General features: G+C 51.2%; 14 protein-coding genes and 1 pseudogene. 8 read left to right on the top strand and 7 right to left on the bottom strand.

Annotated features, from left to right (window positions below):
* Positions 1 to 2: 2 nt before the first annotated feature.
* Positions 3 to 683 (bottom strand): response regulator transcription factor, encoded by a 681-nt coding sequence (locus LHF31_RS12015; protein WP_298002729.1) that lies wholly within the window; start codon positions 681 to 683, stop codon positions 3 to 5.
* A 3-nt stretch (positions 684 to 686) separates the two neighbouring features.
* Positions 687 to 1,115 (bottom strand): RidA family protein, encoded by a 429-nt coding sequence (locus LHF31_RS12010; RefSeq protein WP_298002727.1) that lies wholly within the window; start codon positions 1,113 to 1,115, stop codon positions 687 to 689.
* 243 nt (positions 1,116 to 1,358) lie between these two features.
* Between LHF31_RS12010 and LHF31_RS12005 the strand changes: the two genes are divergently transcribed.
* Together LHF31_RS12005 and LHF31_RS12000 are read left to right on the top strand one after the other, a co-directional pair.
* Entirely contained in the window at positions 1,359 to 3,176 is a 1,818-nt protein-coding gene (locus tag LHF31_RS12005) for an ABC transporter ATP-binding protein (RefSeq protein WP_298002724.1), read from the top strand.
* A complete protein-coding gene (locus LHF31_RS12000; RefSeq protein ID WP_298002722.1) occupies positions 3,166 to 4,995 on the top strand; it encodes an ABC transporter ATP-binding protein in 1,830 nt (609 codons plus the stop codon). Before LHF31_RS12005 ends, LHF31_RS12000 begins: the two co-directional genes overlap by 11 nt.
* 186 nt (positions 4,996 to 5,181) lie before the next feature.
* Here the strand turns inward: LHF31_RS12000 and LHF31_RS11995 are convergent.
* Positions 5,182 to 5,697, bottom strand: a pseudogene (locus LHF31_RS11995) (2-phosphosulfolactate phosphatase); the annotation flags it as partial.
* A gap of 124 nt (positions 5,698 to 5,821) precedes the next feature.
* On the opposite strand from LHF31_RS11995, the gene LHF31_RS11990 reads away from it, so the two are divergent.
* Positions 5,822 to 7,024 carry a hypothetical protein gene (locus tag LHF31_RS11990; protein ID WP_298002718.1) on the top strand — a complete coding sequence of 401 codons (1,203 nt, stop codon included), beginning with the start codon at positions 5,822 to 5,824 and terminating at the stop codon, positions 7,022 to 7,024.
* Positions 7,025 to 7,097: 73 nt separating this feature from the next.
* Entirely contained in the window at positions 7,098 to 7,931 is an 834-nt protein-coding gene (locus tag LHF31_RS11985; protein ID WP_303774258.1) for a DMT family transporter, read from the top strand.
* Here LHF31_RS11985 and LHF31_RS11980 read toward each other — a convergent pair.
* Both LHF31_RS11980 and LHF31_RS11975 read right to left on the bottom strand, forming a co-directional pair.
* Entirely contained in the window at positions 7,916 to 8,368 is a 453-nt protein-coding gene (locus tag LHF31_RS11980; protein ID WP_298002713.1) for a co-chaperone YbbN, read from the bottom strand. The genes LHF31_RS11985 and LHF31_RS11980 overlap by 16 nt on opposite strands.
* A 4-nt stretch (positions 8,369 to 8,372) precedes the next feature.
* A complete protein-coding gene (locus LHF31_RS11975; RefSeq protein ID WP_298002712.1) occupies positions 8,373 to 8,858 on the bottom strand; it encodes a DUF4395 domain-containing protein in 486 nt (161 codons plus the stop codon).
* A 440-nt stretch (positions 8,859 to 9,298) separates the two neighbouring features.
* Between LHF31_RS11975 and LHF31_RS11970 the strand changes: the two genes are divergently transcribed.
* The gene (locus tag LHF31_RS11970) at positions 9,299 to 10,543 is read left to right on the top strand and encodes an MFS transporter (protein ID WP_298002709.1); all 1,245 of its coding nucleotides are present in this window, start codon (positions 9,299 to 9,301) and stop codon (positions 10,541 to 10,543) included.
* Between the two features lie 82 nt (positions 10,544 to 10,625).
* Here the strand turns inward: LHF31_RS11970 and LHF31_RS11965 are convergent, their stop codons facing one another.
* On the bottom strand, positions 10,626 to 11,261 hold the full coding sequence (locus LHF31_RS11965; RefSeq protein ID WP_303774257.1) for a PH domain-containing protein: 636 nt from the start codon (positions 11,259 to 11,261) through the stop codon (positions 10,626 to 10,628).
* Positions 11,262 to 11,351: 90 nt separating this feature from the next.
* On the bottom strand, positions 11,352 to 11,921 hold the full coding sequence (locus LHF31_RS11960; protein WP_298002705.1) for a peptidylprolyl isomerase: 570 nt from the start codon (positions 11,919 to 11,921) through the stop codon (positions 11,352 to 11,354).
* 290 nt (positions 11,922 to 12,211) lie between these two features.
* Here LHF31_RS11960 and LHF31_RS11955 point away from each other — a divergent pair, with 290 nt between their 5' ends.
* From LHF31_RS11955 to gpmA, 3 genes are all read left to right on the top strand, one after another.
* Positions 12,212 to 13,582, top strand: a complete 1,371-nt coding sequence (locus LHF31_RS11955; protein ID WP_298002703.1) for a cytochrome ubiquinol oxidase subunit I — start codon at positions 12,212 to 12,214, stop codon at positions 13,580 to 13,582.
* 9 nt (positions 13,583 to 13,591) lie between these two features.
* Positions 13,592 to 14,605, top strand: a complete 1,014-nt coding sequence (cydB, locus tag LHF31_RS11950) for a cytochrome d ubiquinol oxidase subunit II (RefSeq protein ID WP_298002701.1) — start codon at positions 13,592 to 13,594, stop codon at positions 14,603 to 14,605.
* 197 nt (positions 14,606 to 14,802) lie between these two features.
* A complete protein-coding gene (gene gpmA / locus LHF31_RS11945; protein ID WP_298002699.1) occupies positions 14,803 to 15,549 on the top strand; it encodes a 2,3-diphosphoglycerate-dependent phosphoglycerate mutase in 747 nt (248 codons plus the stop codon).
* Positions 15,550 to 15,574 lie beyond the last annotated feature (25 nt).

Here is a 15,574-nt window from a genome sequence, read left to right as displayed (position 1 = left end):
AATCAGCCCACCAGTTTATACCCAACACCGGTGACCGTTTCAATGGTGACGCCCGAACCAGCCAGTTTGCGGCGCAGTTGGGCAACATGGACATCCACCGTCCGGGTCTGCCCGTAGAAATCAAAACCCCAGGCTTTCTCAAGCAGTTGTTCGCGGGTCAGTACTCTGCCAGCATGGCGCGCAAGGACATGGAGCACTTCAAACTCCTGCGTCCGTAAGGGAATGAGCCGGTCTCCCACATGGACTTCAAACCGGGCAGGATCAATGACCAGATTACCTGCACGAATGAGCGATGAGTCTTCCGATGACTGGTTCCGTGTGCGCCGCAGAATGGCTTTGACCCGCGCTACCAGTTCACGCGGATTGAACGGCTTGGTCATGTAATCATCTGCGCCTAACTCCAGACCCAGAATTTTGTCATAGTCCTCGTCGCGGGCAGTCAACATCAAAATGGGCAGGGCCTCATTCCGGGAACGAATCTGCTTACAGACTTCAAACCCATCCAGGCCGGGCAACATCACATCCAGCACCATCAGCGCAGGATGGGCTTTCTGAACGGCTTCCAGAGCCGCAACGCCATCTCCCACCGACTGCACCCGAAACCCCTCCCGTTCCAGATACATCCGGCACAGGGAGACGATGCTGGGCTCATCATCCACCAGAAGGACCAACTCCCCTGCCATGAATTAATCGCAACAATCCTCGTGACAGCATCCCGAATCGGACGCCAGAGCAATGGCTTCGATCTCAATGGCAGCATTCTTTGGCAACGCTGCAACCTGGAAGGCAGAACGAGCAGGCGGATTGACAGTGAAAAACTCGGCGTAAATGCTGTTCAAACGGGCAAAATCGTTGATGTCCTTGAGGAAAACGGTCACCTTGACTACCTGATCCAGGGTTGATCCAGCCGCTTCCACCAGATTCTTCAAATTGAGAAGCGCCTGGCGGCACTCGGCTTCAAATCCTCCTTCCACCAGTTGATTGGTGGCAGGATCCAAGCCTAACTGACCAGAGATGAAAATGAGCCCGCCCCCTTTCACTGCCGGGGAATACGGCGCAAGGGCTTTAGGGGCTTTTTCTGAGGTGTAGATGCGTTTCTCATTACAGCAACACATGATATGTACTCCTTTGGCTGAGATTCCTGCATTGATTCTAACCCATTTTCAAATCGGAAGCAGGAAAATCGAATCAAACCGCATCCACCCCAATCCCTTGCTCTCACCTTTTTCTGGAAAAGTGAGTGAATCAGCACTTATCCTCCCTTTTTCCATGATAAAATCATTATTTGCGCTCTTCGTCGTTCGGGGTATGGTTCGTGTTTTTGAAACGGTCGTTCAGACCGGGAGGAGTTTTACAACGTGTCCATCTCTGCTGCATCACAGTCCTATGACCTTAAAAACGCGTTGACCCCCAATCGTTTTGTGGGGCTCTGGCGCCTGATGACAGGTTACCACTGGCATTATCTGGGCGCCACGTTAGGAGTGGGGTTGGCGGCACTTGCCAAAGCCGCTACCTCGTTTCTGTTACGCTTTTTTGTGGATAACTACTTTCAGCCTGGACCGCACCCCTATCCGCTGGCGATGGTGGCTTCGGGGTTTGTGATCCTGGCGGCTTTCGAAGGGTTGTTGAGTTTTCTCAGCGGGAGATTGACGGCTCAAACTGCAGAAGGTGCAACCCGCCGCCTGCGTAACTATCTGTTTGATCACATCCAGCGGCTGCCTTTTTCCTATCATCGGAAGATGCAAACCGGAGAATTGATTCAGCGCTGTACCTCAGATGTGGATGCGGTACGACGCTTCTTTGCCGACCAAGCCATTGGGATTGGAAGGATCGTTTTGCTCTTCGTCATCAATTTTGTGGCAATTCTGCAGCTAAACGTCAAACTGGGGTTAATTTCCATTGTGGTCATACCCTTTGTCCTGTTGACTTCGGCATTCTTTTTCAAACGGGTATCCAAAGCCTATGAAGATTTCCAGGAACAGGACGCTGTGCTGACCACCACCCTTCAGGAAAACCTGACCGGTGTGCGTGTGGTAAAAGCCTTTGCCCGCCAGCAGTACGAGATTCAAAAATTCGAGCGGGAAAACCGGGAGAAGTTCACTCGGGGGAAGAAATTGACCCTCATGCATTCCTTCTTCTGGCCCGCGTCCGATATTCTGTGCGGCGCACAAACGCTGGTTGGCTATCTGGTAGGTGCGCTCATGGTGATAAATGGCGAAATTACCATCGGAACCTATCTGGCATATATGGGGCTGGTGGTGTACATCATCTGGCCCATGCGCAACCTCGGACGGCTCATCGTGCAAACTTCAACCGGGCTGGTCTCCTTCAATCGCGTTATGGAAATTATCAAAGAAGAGCGCGAATCGCTGGATGAAGGGGACTATCTTCCACAGGGAAACCTGCGCGGCGAGGTGGTTTTTGATCACGTCAGTTTTCACTATGAAGATCGGGTGGATATCCTCAAAGATGTGACCTTTTCCGTGCGCCCCGGCGAGGTTGTGGCACTGCTGGGTTCTACCGGTTCGGGGAAGACCACACTGGTCAATCTCCTGCCCCGCTTTTACGATCCCACCGAAGGGCGTATCCTGCTGGATGGGGTGGACATCACCCGATATCCTCGCCGCTATCTCCGACAGCAAATAGGGATCGTCGAACAGGAGCCCTTTTTGTTCTCGCGTTCGATTCTGGAAAACATCACCTACGGGATTGGACGAGAAGTGCCGATGGAAGAGGTAGAAGCCGCCGCGCGCGCCGCCGCCATCCATGATGTCATCATGAGTTTTCCCAGAGGCTATCACACGCTGGTTGGAGAAAAAGGGGTAACGCTGTCCGGTGGTCAAAAGCAACGGGTTGCCATTGCCCGGACACTACTCAAGAATCCGCGTATTTTGATTCTTGACGATTCTACCTCTTCAGTAGATACCGAAACGGAAGCCGAAATCCGCGCCGCCCTGCAGGAGTTAATGAAAGGTCGCACTACCTTCATCATTGCTCACCGCATTCAAAGTGTGATGGAAGCCGACCAGATTCTGGTGATGGATCAGGGCAGAATTGTTCAACGCGGCAAACATGAAGATTTGCTGGCACAGGAAAACGGCTTTTACCGGAAGATTTACGACATTCAAACTCGCATTGAAGCCGAACTGGAGAAGGAGATTGCCAATGCCTCCTGACTACTTCGAGGAAGAAGAATTTGAGACCCGTTTTACCGGAAAAACGCTGCGCCGAATTGCCGGTTTGCTGGCAGGGCATAAAGGGACCGTGGCGGCGTTTCTGGTGATGATTGCGGCAGTGTCCGGTTTTGACGCGCTGTTCACTTACATCAGCAAGTTAGCCATTGATCACGGGATTCTTGAAAGTAACCTGCCCTATCTGTACCGCATGCTGGCAATTTACGGCGGTTTGACCGTCGCTCAGGCGCTGTTTGTCTTCGGGTTTATCTACACGGTGGGCATTCTGGGAGAACGCATCCGCTATGAGTTGCGCCAGAAGATGTTCAATCATCTCCAGAACCTGTCCCTGTCCTATTACAGCCGCACGCCGGTTGGCTGGATCATGGCGAGAGTGACGTCCGATTCCGACCGGGTGGCGGATCTGGTCACCTGGGGACTGCTGGATCTCACCTGGGCGGCGACCAATATTTTGACCTCTTTTGCCTTCATGCTGTACATCAACTGGCGTCTGGCGCTGATTGTCATTCTGATGGTGCCAGTCATGGCGTATGTTGCCACCGAGTTCCGTAAGCGCATTCTCAAGGAATACCGCAATGTGCGCAAAATCAATTCCAAGATCACCGGACAATTTAATGAGAACATCACCGGGGTACGGGTGGTCAAGGCACTGGTCCGTGAGGAAGCCAACGCCGCGGAATTCTCCGTGTTGACAGGCGAGATGTACAAAGCCGCCTATCGCGCCGCATGGCTCAGCGCGCTGTTCCTGCCCTCCGTGCAGTTAATTTCTGCCATGGCGGTGGGCTTCATTGCCTGGTACGCCGGATGGAGTTTTGAAGTAGCCGGGTTGACCATCGGCGGTATTCAGGCGTTTATCTCTTATGTTACTTTTATGATGTGGCCCATTCAGGATATGGCTCGTGTATTTGCCGAACTTCAGCACGCCACCGCATCAGCCGAGCGCATTTTCTCTTTGCTCGATTCCGTCCCCGAAGTGGCAGACCGTGAAGGGGCTTACGATCCGGGCAGTATCCGCGGGGATATTGAGTTCGATCACGTCACCTTCTATTACGAAGACGGCGTTCCTGTGCTGGAAGATTTCACCCTCAAGGTCAAACAGGGCGAAACCATTGCCCTGGTAGGACCGACTGGCGGCGGCAAAAGCACCATTGTCAACCTGCTGTGCCGTTTCTATGAGCCCAAAAAGGGCGTGATTCGCATTGGCGGGGTTGACTATACCCGCTTCTCACTCCATGCCATTCAATCGCGAATCGGGGTGGTTTTGCAAACCCCACACCTGTTTTCCGGAACCATCCGCGAAAACCTGCGCTACGGAAAACTGGACGCCACCGATGAAGAAATCGAACGGGCAGCAAAACTTGCCGGTGCTCATGAATTTATCATGCGGTTGGAGAAAGGGTACGATGAACCAGTAGGAGAGGGTGGGAACAACCTCTCGGTCGGTCAGAAACAACTGATCAGCCTCACCCGTGCCATTCTGGCAGATCCAGAAATTTTCGTCATGGATGAAGCCACTTCATCGGTTGACACGTTGACCGAGTCGCTCATTCAAAAAGGCATGGAACAGATGATGAAAGGACGCACCAGTTTCGTCATCGCGCACCGTCTTTCCACCATCAAAAGAGCAGATCGCATTCTGGTCATTGAGGGTGGAAAAATCGTGGAAATGGGAACGCACGCCGAACTGCTCCGGCAGAAAGGCAAATATTACCATCTCTATACTCGCCAGTTCCGTCAGGAAATGGAAGAAATTTTCGATCCGTTTGGGGAGTCCAAACCTGTGGTTCAACCCGCCGATTAGGCGCACCGATTTATTCGACAGGGACGGTTTGCAGGACGGGCAAACCGTCCTTTTTTTCACCTGCATGGCAAAAGGAAAACGATTGAAATCCACCGCCATGTCCAGATCACGGGGAGGGAATGCTTCACGCGTACCATCGTAATGCCTGCCTGAGCGGGAGTCGCGCACTCGCCGTGCAACTTCATTCCAATCGATCGGACGGTTTTGCAGGTAGGCTTCCAGAACATCTGCGCAAACCACATCTTCATCCCCCCAACCCTCGTGGGGAAAATGCCCCGTTAAAACAAAGGTTATTTCCTCTGGCGCCATGCGCTGGAGATAAATGGCAGTGGCTCTGGCATTGGTCAGCGCCGCCGTGAGAATGGTGTTTGCGTGCAAACAACGGATGACCCCCTGGGTACCAGCCGTCGTGCGTTGAATGATGGTTTTGCCGCGTACATCGTAGCGGGAAAGTTCGCTGGGGGAATTGCCCAGATCAAACCCTGGAATGGGAATTCCATCAATTTCGCCCAGAAGCAAACTCTCCGGAAGGAGTTGATGCAGGTTCAGGGCTTCTTCCACAGAGGAAGTGAGATAAATTTCTTTGACCCCCGCCTCAAAAAGATACCCGGCGGTGGTAAACGCCCTCAGAACATCAATCACCACCACAACTCCACGGGCTTGATGACAGGAATCCAGGTTAACACGGTAAAACTGAGTCATATTTCGATTATATAGTAGCAAAGACAATTCAGAGGTGTTCAGAGCAATTCAACAAAAGGATATCTTCAGATTTGATGAGGTAATGTACAATCATGGGAAGCCATACGAAAGGAGAAGTATCCCCATGACCTCTACAGCCGAGAAAGCCTTTCAAGGTGGGGAAGGCATTTTACGCATGGCACCGAACTGGGTGCCGCGCTCGTTTTGCATACCCGGAGGCAGACTGAAACTGCATCCCGCCGATTTGTATGCCTACGGGGCTCATCGCGGCGGCATTGATGAGCGCTGGTTTGCCTCAACGGTCAAAGCCGATAACGGTCCACTCACCCTGCCCGATGAAGGATTAAGTTATGTGGTATGTGGAAAAAAAGATACCGACGAAAGGGTTCTCTTCAAAGATGTGGTTGCAGAATTAGGGGCTGCTCTCATCGGAAGGGATTTATGGGAACGGTACGGGACTTTTCCCGTATTTGCCAAGTTTTTCGACAATCGTCAGGCGTTGCCTTTTCACCTCCACCATCGCAAAGAACACGCTGCACTGGTGGGACAACCGCCCAAGCCCGAAGCCTATTACTTTCCACCGCAGATGAACAATCATATGGGGGAATTTCCCTATACGTTTTTTGGATTGGACCCCGGCACCACACCGGGAGACATCAAATTCTGCCTGCGGCGGTGGCATCAGGGAGATAATGGCATTCTGGATCTTTCCCGGGCATACCGCCTGAGCCTGGGAACCGGCTGGAATATTCCTGCCGGAATCCTGCATGCTCCGGGAAGCCTTTGCACCTATGAACCGCAATGGGCAAGTGATATCTATGCCATGTTTCAGTCACTGGTCAACGATGTCCCCTTTGGCTGGGAGATGTTGACTCATTACGTCCCGGAGGAGCGCCGGCAGGACCTGGATTTTATTGTGTCCCTCATCGACTGGGAAGCCAACACCGACCCACAGTTCCGGCACAACCACCTGCTTTTGCCAGAGCCAGTCAGACCTGTGGAAGAGATGCAGGAAGAAGGCGCTTTGCAATACCGGGTGGTTTACAATTCACCGCTCTTTTCCTCAAAAGAAGTTCAGGTATTACCCGGACGTTCCGTCCTCCTCAAAGACGACGGCGCCTACAGCGTCATTGCTGTTCAAGGGCACGGCGTTCTGGGCGTGTGGAATGTGGAAACCCCTACCCTGATTCGCTTTGGTCAACTGACCCAGGATGAGTTCTTCGTCTCTGAAAGCGCCGCAAAAGAAGGGGTAAGAGTGGAAAACCGGAGCCGCTCTGAGCCTCTCATCCTGTTGCAAACGTTCGGTCCCAAACTTTCAAAAGTGTAAAGGAAAGGAACCTTGTCCCGACACATTCCCCATCCTGTTTTTCGCTTTTTCCTGCTCCTTTTTGGGGTGATGTGTGGCTCAACGGCAGTTATCCTCATTAAAGCCAGCGATGAACATCCCTTTCTGGTGGCATCTTACCGTTTACTGCTGGCATCTGCCATTCTGTTTCCATTTTTTTCTGCGGGATTTGAGAGACTATCCCGGATATGGATGGCGTCAACTCTCATGGACGTTTCTGCCAGCCGCGGCTCTGGCAGTCCATTTTATGTCCTGGGTAGTTGGCGCGCGGATGACGCCCGTTGCCAATGCCAGTTTAATTGCCAACCTGACCCCGGTTGCCATGCCCTTTTTTGTCTGGTTGTTCTTTCAGGAGCGGGTCAATCGAGTGGAAATTTTTGGAACATTCCTCACTCTGACAGGGCTGATCTTGCTGACAGGCTTCACGTTTCGCATCAACCCGGAGCATTTCCGCGGCAACCTGATTTGTTTTGGTTCGATGCTGGCTTTTGCCGCATACCTGGCACTGGGCAGACGCAACGGTGGGCGCATCTCTCTGTGGCTTTACATGGTACCGCTGTACTTCTTCGCCGGGTTAATCAGCCTGATCACAGCTACATTCTGGATCAATCCGCTGAAACCGTATACATTATCGAATATCCTGTATATTCTGGCGCTTGCCATTGTCCCAACTGTCGGTGGACATACCATTCTGAATTACTCCCTGAAGTTTTTCCGCGGTCAGGTCGTCAGCGTCACCAATTTAACCCAACCCATTTTTGCTACCATACTGGGATATCTGGTCTTTCAAGAGAAACCCGCCCCCCTGTTTTATCTGGCAGCGGGAATCATGATGATCGGAATCCTGATCGTTTTACAGGGAAGCCGGCTTCATCAAGTCACACGATGACTAGTCCGAGACACAGGCGAGGAAGGTTCCACATCCATCACCTGTTGCAGTTGTTGGAGCAATAGTTCTTTTCGGGCTACTCCATGATTGACAAAACGGGGCACACCGGCACTGTCAAATACAAACGTCGTGGGGATGGAGAGGATGCCATACCGTTGTACCAGTTCAGGTTGTTCATAAGCATTGACTTCAACAATCCTGAAACGATCCCCCAGCGCGGATTTGATAGACTGTAATACCGGTCGTTGAACGGTGCGGCAGGGAGCACAGTCAGGCGTAGTAAAGTACAGGATAAAAGGTGTCCCTCGGGGATAAGACAAAGGCGGCGCCATCCTCTGGGCTCTTTTCAGGGAGAGGGACTTCAAAAAAACATACACTCCCCAACCCGAAAGTCCTGCAAACAAAGCGATCAGTAAACGAGTAAAAATCTCTTCCATAAATTTAACTTTCTTTGCGCGGACGAAAGCCAGGTAGAGTACCGGCTGGAGGAGACTGGGTAAAGCCGGGAATGCCAAAACGGTTGAACCAGTAATACATCGCACATCCGAGGCAGAATCCGCCAAACACGTTAAGCGCCGCCAGCGCAATGACAATCCATGACAGAATCCAGCCCACTCCAGAGAACCCGCTAAAGAGCGTCAAGGCAGATGCCGCCAGAAATGTACCCCCTACTCCCTGGGCAAAGAGATGGGGTTCGCGGTGATCGGGAATTGCGTCAGGCTTGACCCATCCCAGTGGTTTAAGAACACGATGATACACCCAGCCAAACGCCGGGCGTTTCCACAACAGACTTCCTCCCAGCATCAACCCGGAGACCAGCGCTACCAGCACAGGCACACTGAAAATGAAAGCAATCAACAAAAGAATGATAATGAGCAGTTGATTGACCTTAAGGGCTGAGTGATCAATGGGTTCAAGCGGTTTCATAATAAACCTCCTTCTAAAAAATATTCGGGTGGCTCGTGTTATCAGTTATTGATTGGCGAACCACCCGAACAGATATTCGAAGAAAAGCCTCATCAACCTGAGGGTGGTGCGCCTATCAGACAGAAACACATACAGAAAACAGGTTCCAACACCATATTATTCATTACAGATAATTTTAGTCCGATTTCAACCCCTGTCAACCATTTGTCCAAATTTAACTGTGGCTTTTCCATTTGAAAAACAACTCTCCCCTGTTGTTTTTTTTGCTCTTTTGGAAAAAGGATCTGACTTTCGAAGATTGTTCAACATCTCGATTGTCATGAATCTGATGAAAACACACAAAATTTACCCTGTCGTCATCCTTTTTCTATTACGTTTTACACTGAGCGGCACTATGATAAAGGGGTAAAACCATTTTCATTCAATAATCTGGAGGGTTTATGAACCAGCAAAACCGCACCTCAAACATAACCATAAGCCGCCTTCCCAGAAATATCTGGGCAGTCAGCCTGACCAGTTTCTTTATGGATGTTTCCAGTGAAATGGTGCTGAACATTTTGCCGTTGTTTCTGGCAAATGTTCTGGGGGTCAGAACCAGTGTGATCGGTTTGATTGAAGGCATTGCCGAAGCCACTTCCAGTTTATTAAAGGTGTTTTCGGGATGGCTTTCAGATCGTCTGAAAGGGAGAAAATGGATTGCCGTTGCCGGATACGGATTATCCGCCATCTCCAAGCCATTCTTTTACTTTGCCTCTACATGGGAAGCCATTGCCGCCATCCGCTGGACCGATCGCGTTGGAAAAGGCATCCGTACTGCGCCTCGGGATGCTCTGGTTGCCGATTCGGTAGAACCGGAAGTCCGCGGGCTGGCTTTTGGCGTACAGCGTGCTGCAGATACGGCTGGGGCTCTTCTGGGCATTCTCATCGCAGCAGGGCTTGTGTGGTGGGGACAAGCCAATCAAATCCAGTTAGGTGCAGAGACATTCCGAACGGTGGTATTGATCAGCATCATTCCTGGCATTCTGGCAGTTATCTCGCTGGCTGTCGGAGCGCAGGATGTCCCCTTGAAAGCACAGGGCGAAGCCCCTCGCCTGGCTTTTCGTTCTCTGGGTAAACCCTTTGTGATCTTCATGATCATCGTGGGAATTTTCGATATTGGAAATTCTTCCGACGCCTTTCTGGTCTTGCGGGCTCAGGAACGCGGGTTGAGCACGCTGGGCATTTTACTCATGCTGGCGGCTTTCAACCTGGTATATACCCTGCTTTCAGCACCCGCTGGCTCGATTTCGGATCGCATCGGCAGGCGTAAGGTCATCATCGGAGGATGGCTGGTGTACAGTGCCATTTATCTGGGGTTTGCCCTTGCCAGACAAGCCTGGCACGTGGTGGTATTTTATATCCTCTACGGGGTTTATTACGGTTTAGCCTTTGGAACGACCAAAGCCATGGTAGCCGACCTGGTACCCGAAACCCTGCGCGGAACCGCCTATGGAACCTACAACGCCGTTCTGGGTATTCTGGATTTCCCCGCATCGGTCATTGCAGGGATTCTCTGGCAGGGGGTCGGAAACTGGCATGGATTTGGGGCTTCAGCACCTTTCTTCTTCGGAGCCATCATGAGCCTTTTAGCGGCTATTCTCATGGCAGTGTGGAATCCGGCTCCTGTCAGGGCGCGCGCCCGTTGACATTCAACCCAGAGCAACGAAAACGTGCGGGCGTGTCTCTGAACATCCCGCACGTTTTTTGTTCAAATGAAAGCGGAAAATCCTAGGAAATTTTTGCCAGAAGAGCGGCTTTCTTCTGATTGAATTCGTCCTCAGTAATCAACCCCTTCTTTCTTAGTTCGTCTAACTGTTCAATCAGACGGGGAATGGTAAAGATTGAAGCGTCTGAAGCACCCTCGCGCATCTGATCGTCCAGGCGAATCTTCGCATTCAACATGGTGGTCTTAAACCGAATGGGATTGGCAATCCGCGTAAAACGGTTGACGCCCATTTCACTGGCGGTGAGCACTTCCAGATCCCCATAATTTAAGAAGCGCCCAATTACCGATTGCACCATCTTCACATCATTCACCTTTTCCAAAGAAGAGTCGGTTACATTTTTATTGAGAATGCCGGTGATCTGAATGACCCGGAGATTGGTCACAATGTACTGGTGATTCCACCACTTCAGCACGTCTCGAATCAGGCTGACCAAGGGGATGATTAACAGCAAATATCCCAGAGCAATCCCCGGATTTCCCCCGCCAGTGATGAGGAAAATGGTAACCAGCAAAATGGTGATACCTGCCAGAACCATTTCAACCAGAATTTGTTCTATCAGCACAATCCAGTGCTGGTGGGTGGTGAGCAGAATCTGCTCGTTCTCTCCCAAAAGTCTTTTCAAATATGTGGGGCTCATCATTCACCTCGTTTCTATCATATAGTATAGCCGAATCAAAAACGGATGGCTCAAAAAGCCATCCGTTTTGAATTCAGGGTTTATCAGGGGTTAATTGTTTTTACCCGGTTCTTCTTCGTCGTCTTCTTCAAAATCTTCTTCGTCAAACTCGAATTCGAGTTCTTCTTCGTCAAATTCGTCATGCACATGCCCATGAGCCAGTTCTTCCGGTTCAGCATTGCGCAAATCTACAATGGTCACCTCAAAACTGAGGTCTTTGCCAGCCAGAGGATGATTGAAGTCCAACTGCACCACGTCTTTGCCCACGCTGGTAATGCGCGCATCGAGCAGTTCGCCTTCTTCATTGCGAACGGTCAGGTCCACCCCAACACGCAGAGGAATATCAGCGGGAAATTCACTGCGGGGGACGTCAATCACGGCTTCAGGGTCGTATTCCCCATAGCCTTCGGCGGCTTTGACCAGAACCGTGCGGGTATCCCCAACTTTCATTCCATACAGTTCGCGTTCCAGTCCGGGGATAATGTTTTGATGTCCCTGCAAGAACTGAATGGGCTCACTGCCTTCCGTGGTGTCCAGCACTTCGCCGTTCACCTTCAAGGTATAATCCAACGAGACGACCACATCATCGGCAACAACAGTTGGCTTTTCGGTATTTGCCATAGAAACAGAAACCTTCTTTCTTAACAATTTAAGTCGCTCCGCGGTACAGAACAGGAGCGACCCTGATCTTCCCCAAACGTATGCGCTTTTCTTGTCAAAATTATAACATAAAAATTGGGAATTCCATCCCGGTTTGAAGACCATTTATAAAGTTCTTAAATCAGGTCAAGAAGAGGATTATTGTCATATTAGTTGGTGATTTTTGACGCTTTGTCACAACTTCTGTGATTGGTATTGTGTGCTATAAATGTTCGAAATCCAGTAACTCCATTTTACAGGGAGGTTGGTATATGAGTGTGCTAACCCTTTCTCAATGGCAATTTGCCATCACATCTGTGTATCATTTCTTCTTTGTGCCTCTAACTCTGGGGCTTTCTGTCCTGACTGCCATTATGGAAACCATTTATGTGCGCTCGGGGCAGGAAGTGTACAAACGGATGGCAAAATTCTGGGGTACATTATTTGTCATCAACTTTGCCATGGGGGTGGTCACCGGCATTGTCCAGGAATTTCAATTCGGTATGAACTGGTCGGAGTATTCCCGGTTTGTCGGTGATATCTTCGGGGCGCCTCTGGCAATTGAAGCCCTGCTGGCGTTCTTCCTTGAGTCTACTTTCCTGGGCTTGTGGTTGTTCGGCTGGAACAAATTATCCAAAGGTCTGCATGCATTGACCATCTGGATGGTTGCGCTCGGCTCAAATATTTCTGCCCTGTGGATCTTGATTGCCAATTCCTTTATGCAACATCCCGTGGGTTATACACTGGAAGGTGGACGAGCGGTGATGACCGATTTTGGTGCGCTCATCGCCAACCCCTATGTCTGGACGCAGTTCCCCCATACAGTACTCTCCGGGTTTACCACAGGGGCATTTTTTGTTGCAGGAATCAGCGCTTATCACCTCTTCCGCAAAAATGAAGAGGATTTGTTCCGTCGTTCTTTTAATTTGGCAGCAGTATTCGGCATCATCTCGATCTTCCTGGTCATACTGGTGGGACACAGTCAGGCACAGCGCATGGTGCAATTACAGCCCATGAAAATGGCGGCAGTAGAAGCCCTGTGGGAAAGCGAAAATCCGGCATCCTTCTCCCTGTTCACAGTGGGTGATGAAAAGAATCTCAAAGACCGCTTTGCCCTGCGCATTCCATACCTGCTCTCCATCCTGGCATACAACCAGCCAACGGGTGAGGTCAAAGGAATTCGCAACCTCCAGGCTGAATACGAGCAACTGTACGGACCGGGTTATTATGTGCCTTCTGTATTCACCGCATACTGGACTTTCCGGATTATGGTGGGTGCCGGTTTCCTCATGCTGGCTCTGATGGCGCTGGCTTTATGGTATGTATTGAAGAATAAACCCCTGGCGGGAACTCGTCTGGCAAAATGGCTACCATTTGCTATCGCCCTTCCATACCTCGCCAACACCACGGGGTGGATTCTGACAGAGACGGGTCGTCAACCCTGGGTGGTGTATGGGGTGATGAAGACCGAGCAAGCCTTTTCTCCCAATCTGACCCCAGGCATGGTGCTTACCACGCTGATTTTATTCACGGTGGTGTACGGCGTGTTAATGGCGGCAGATATCTATCTGCTTGCGAAATACGCGCGAAAAGTTCCCCCTGAAGGGGAAGAGCCGGTGTTTCATGAAGCCTATGCAGAGTAGGAGGGAAATATGAATCTCAATGAAGTCTGGTTCATTTTGATTGCCGTGCTTTATCTGGGCTTCTTCGTGCTGGAAGGATTCGACTTTGGTGTAGGGATTCTGCTTCCCTTCCTGGGAAAGAAGGACGAAGAACGACGGGTAATCATCAACACGATTGGTCCACACTGGGACGGGAATGAAGTATGGCTCATTACCGCTGGTGGAGCAACCTTTGCGGCGTTCCCACACTGGTACGCGACTCTTTTCAGCGGGTTTTACCTTCCCCTGTTCCTGATCCTGCTGGCGCTTATCCTGCGTGGGGTCGCTTTTGAGTTCCGCAGTAAGGACGAAAACCCCAAATGGCGCGCTTTCTGGGACTGGGCAATTTTTGGGGGCAGTCTGATACCGGCATTGCTCTTCGGGGTGGCTTTTACCAACATCATGGCAGGTGTGCCCATTGATGCCAACATGAATTATGTGGGAGGCTTCTGGAACCTGCTCAATCCCTACGCTTTGATTGGTGGGCTGGTCTCTTTGCTGGGGTTCATCCTGCACGGCGCGGTGTTCCTCAGTTTGAAGACCGACGGCGAGATGATGAAACGCGCTCAGGACGCCGCCCGAAAGATCTGGCTTCCTGCCATGCTGGTGCTGGTGATGTTTATTATCGCCACTTACTTCTTCACCGATGTTTTGCAACAGTTAGGCATTAACCCCGGTCCCGTCCCGATTGGCGTATTCTTTACCATGCTGGCAGCCGGTTACTTCGTCTATACGCGCCGCAGTGGCTGGGCATTCGTGATGACCACCCTCTCCATTTTGTTCGCCACGGCAACCATCTTCCTGATTCTCTACCCCCGGGTGATGGTTTCCTCACTGGATCCGGCGTACAGTCTGACCATTTACAACGCCGCATCCAGCCCGTATACCCTGCGGATAATGAGCATCGTGGCGTTAATCTTTGTCCCCATTGTGCTGGCGTATCAGGGTTGGTCCTACTGGGTGTTCCGCAAACGCATCACGCAAAAGCAAGACCTGCATTATTAGAGCCAGCCTGATCGTTAAATAGACAAAAGAGGCACAACGGTGAAGCGGAATGAGGACATGTGCCTCATTCCGCTCTCCTCTGTACCTCTGGATAGTCCCTTTTTGACGGTTCTCCTCTCTGCCATTCCGGGTTATAATACGACAAATATTTGTGAGGGTTTGCACATTCTGTGCAGTTTCTTTAAGGAGAGGTAACCATGATCAAACTCGTTTTACTGCGCCACGGGCAAAGCACGTGGAACCTTGAAAATCGTTTTACCGGATGGACAGACGTAGACCTGTCCGAACAGGGCGTTCAGGAAGCCCATGAAGCCGGGCGTCTCTTGCGGGAAGCCGGTTATACGTTCGATATTGCCTTCACATCGGTTTTGAAGCGTGCCATCCGCACCCTGTGGATTGCGCTGGATGAACTGGATCAGATGTACATTCCCATCAAAAATGCCTGGCAGTTGAATGAACGGCACTACGGGGCTTTGCAGGGGTTGAACAAAGCCGAAATGGCTGAAAAGTATGGCAAAGAACAGGTTCACCTCTGGCGCCGCAGTTACAATGTCCCCCCACCCCCGCTGGATCTGGATGACCCGCGCCATCCCCGCTTCGACCCCCGCTATGCCAAAGTGGACCCGGCGCTTTTGCCTGCCAGCGAATCGCTGGAACTGACCCTCAAGCGCGTTATGCCCTACTGGGAAAGCGAAATTGTCCCGCGCCTCAAAGCCGGAGAGAAAGTCCTGATTGCCGCCCATGGCAACAGTTTACGCGCGCTGGTCAAACACCTGGACAACATGACCGATGAGGATATTGTCGAACTGAATATCCCTACCGGCATCCCGCTGGTGTACGAACTGGACGACTCCCTCAAACCCATCACTCATTACTACCTGGGGGATCCGGAAAAAGCCAAAGCCGCCGCCGAAGCGGTTGCCCGGCAAACCGAAAAGAAATAAACCTGAAGGTGTATCATTTCAACGG

Origin of the sequence: Anaerolinea thermophila (genome assembly GCF_020723905.1) — a bacterium.
Classification (GTDB): Bacteria; Chloroflexota; Anaerolineae; order Anaerolineales; family Anaerolineaceae; genus Anaerolinea; species Anaerolinea thermophila_A.
This window is presented reverse-complemented; position numbering and strand designations above follow the sequence as displayed.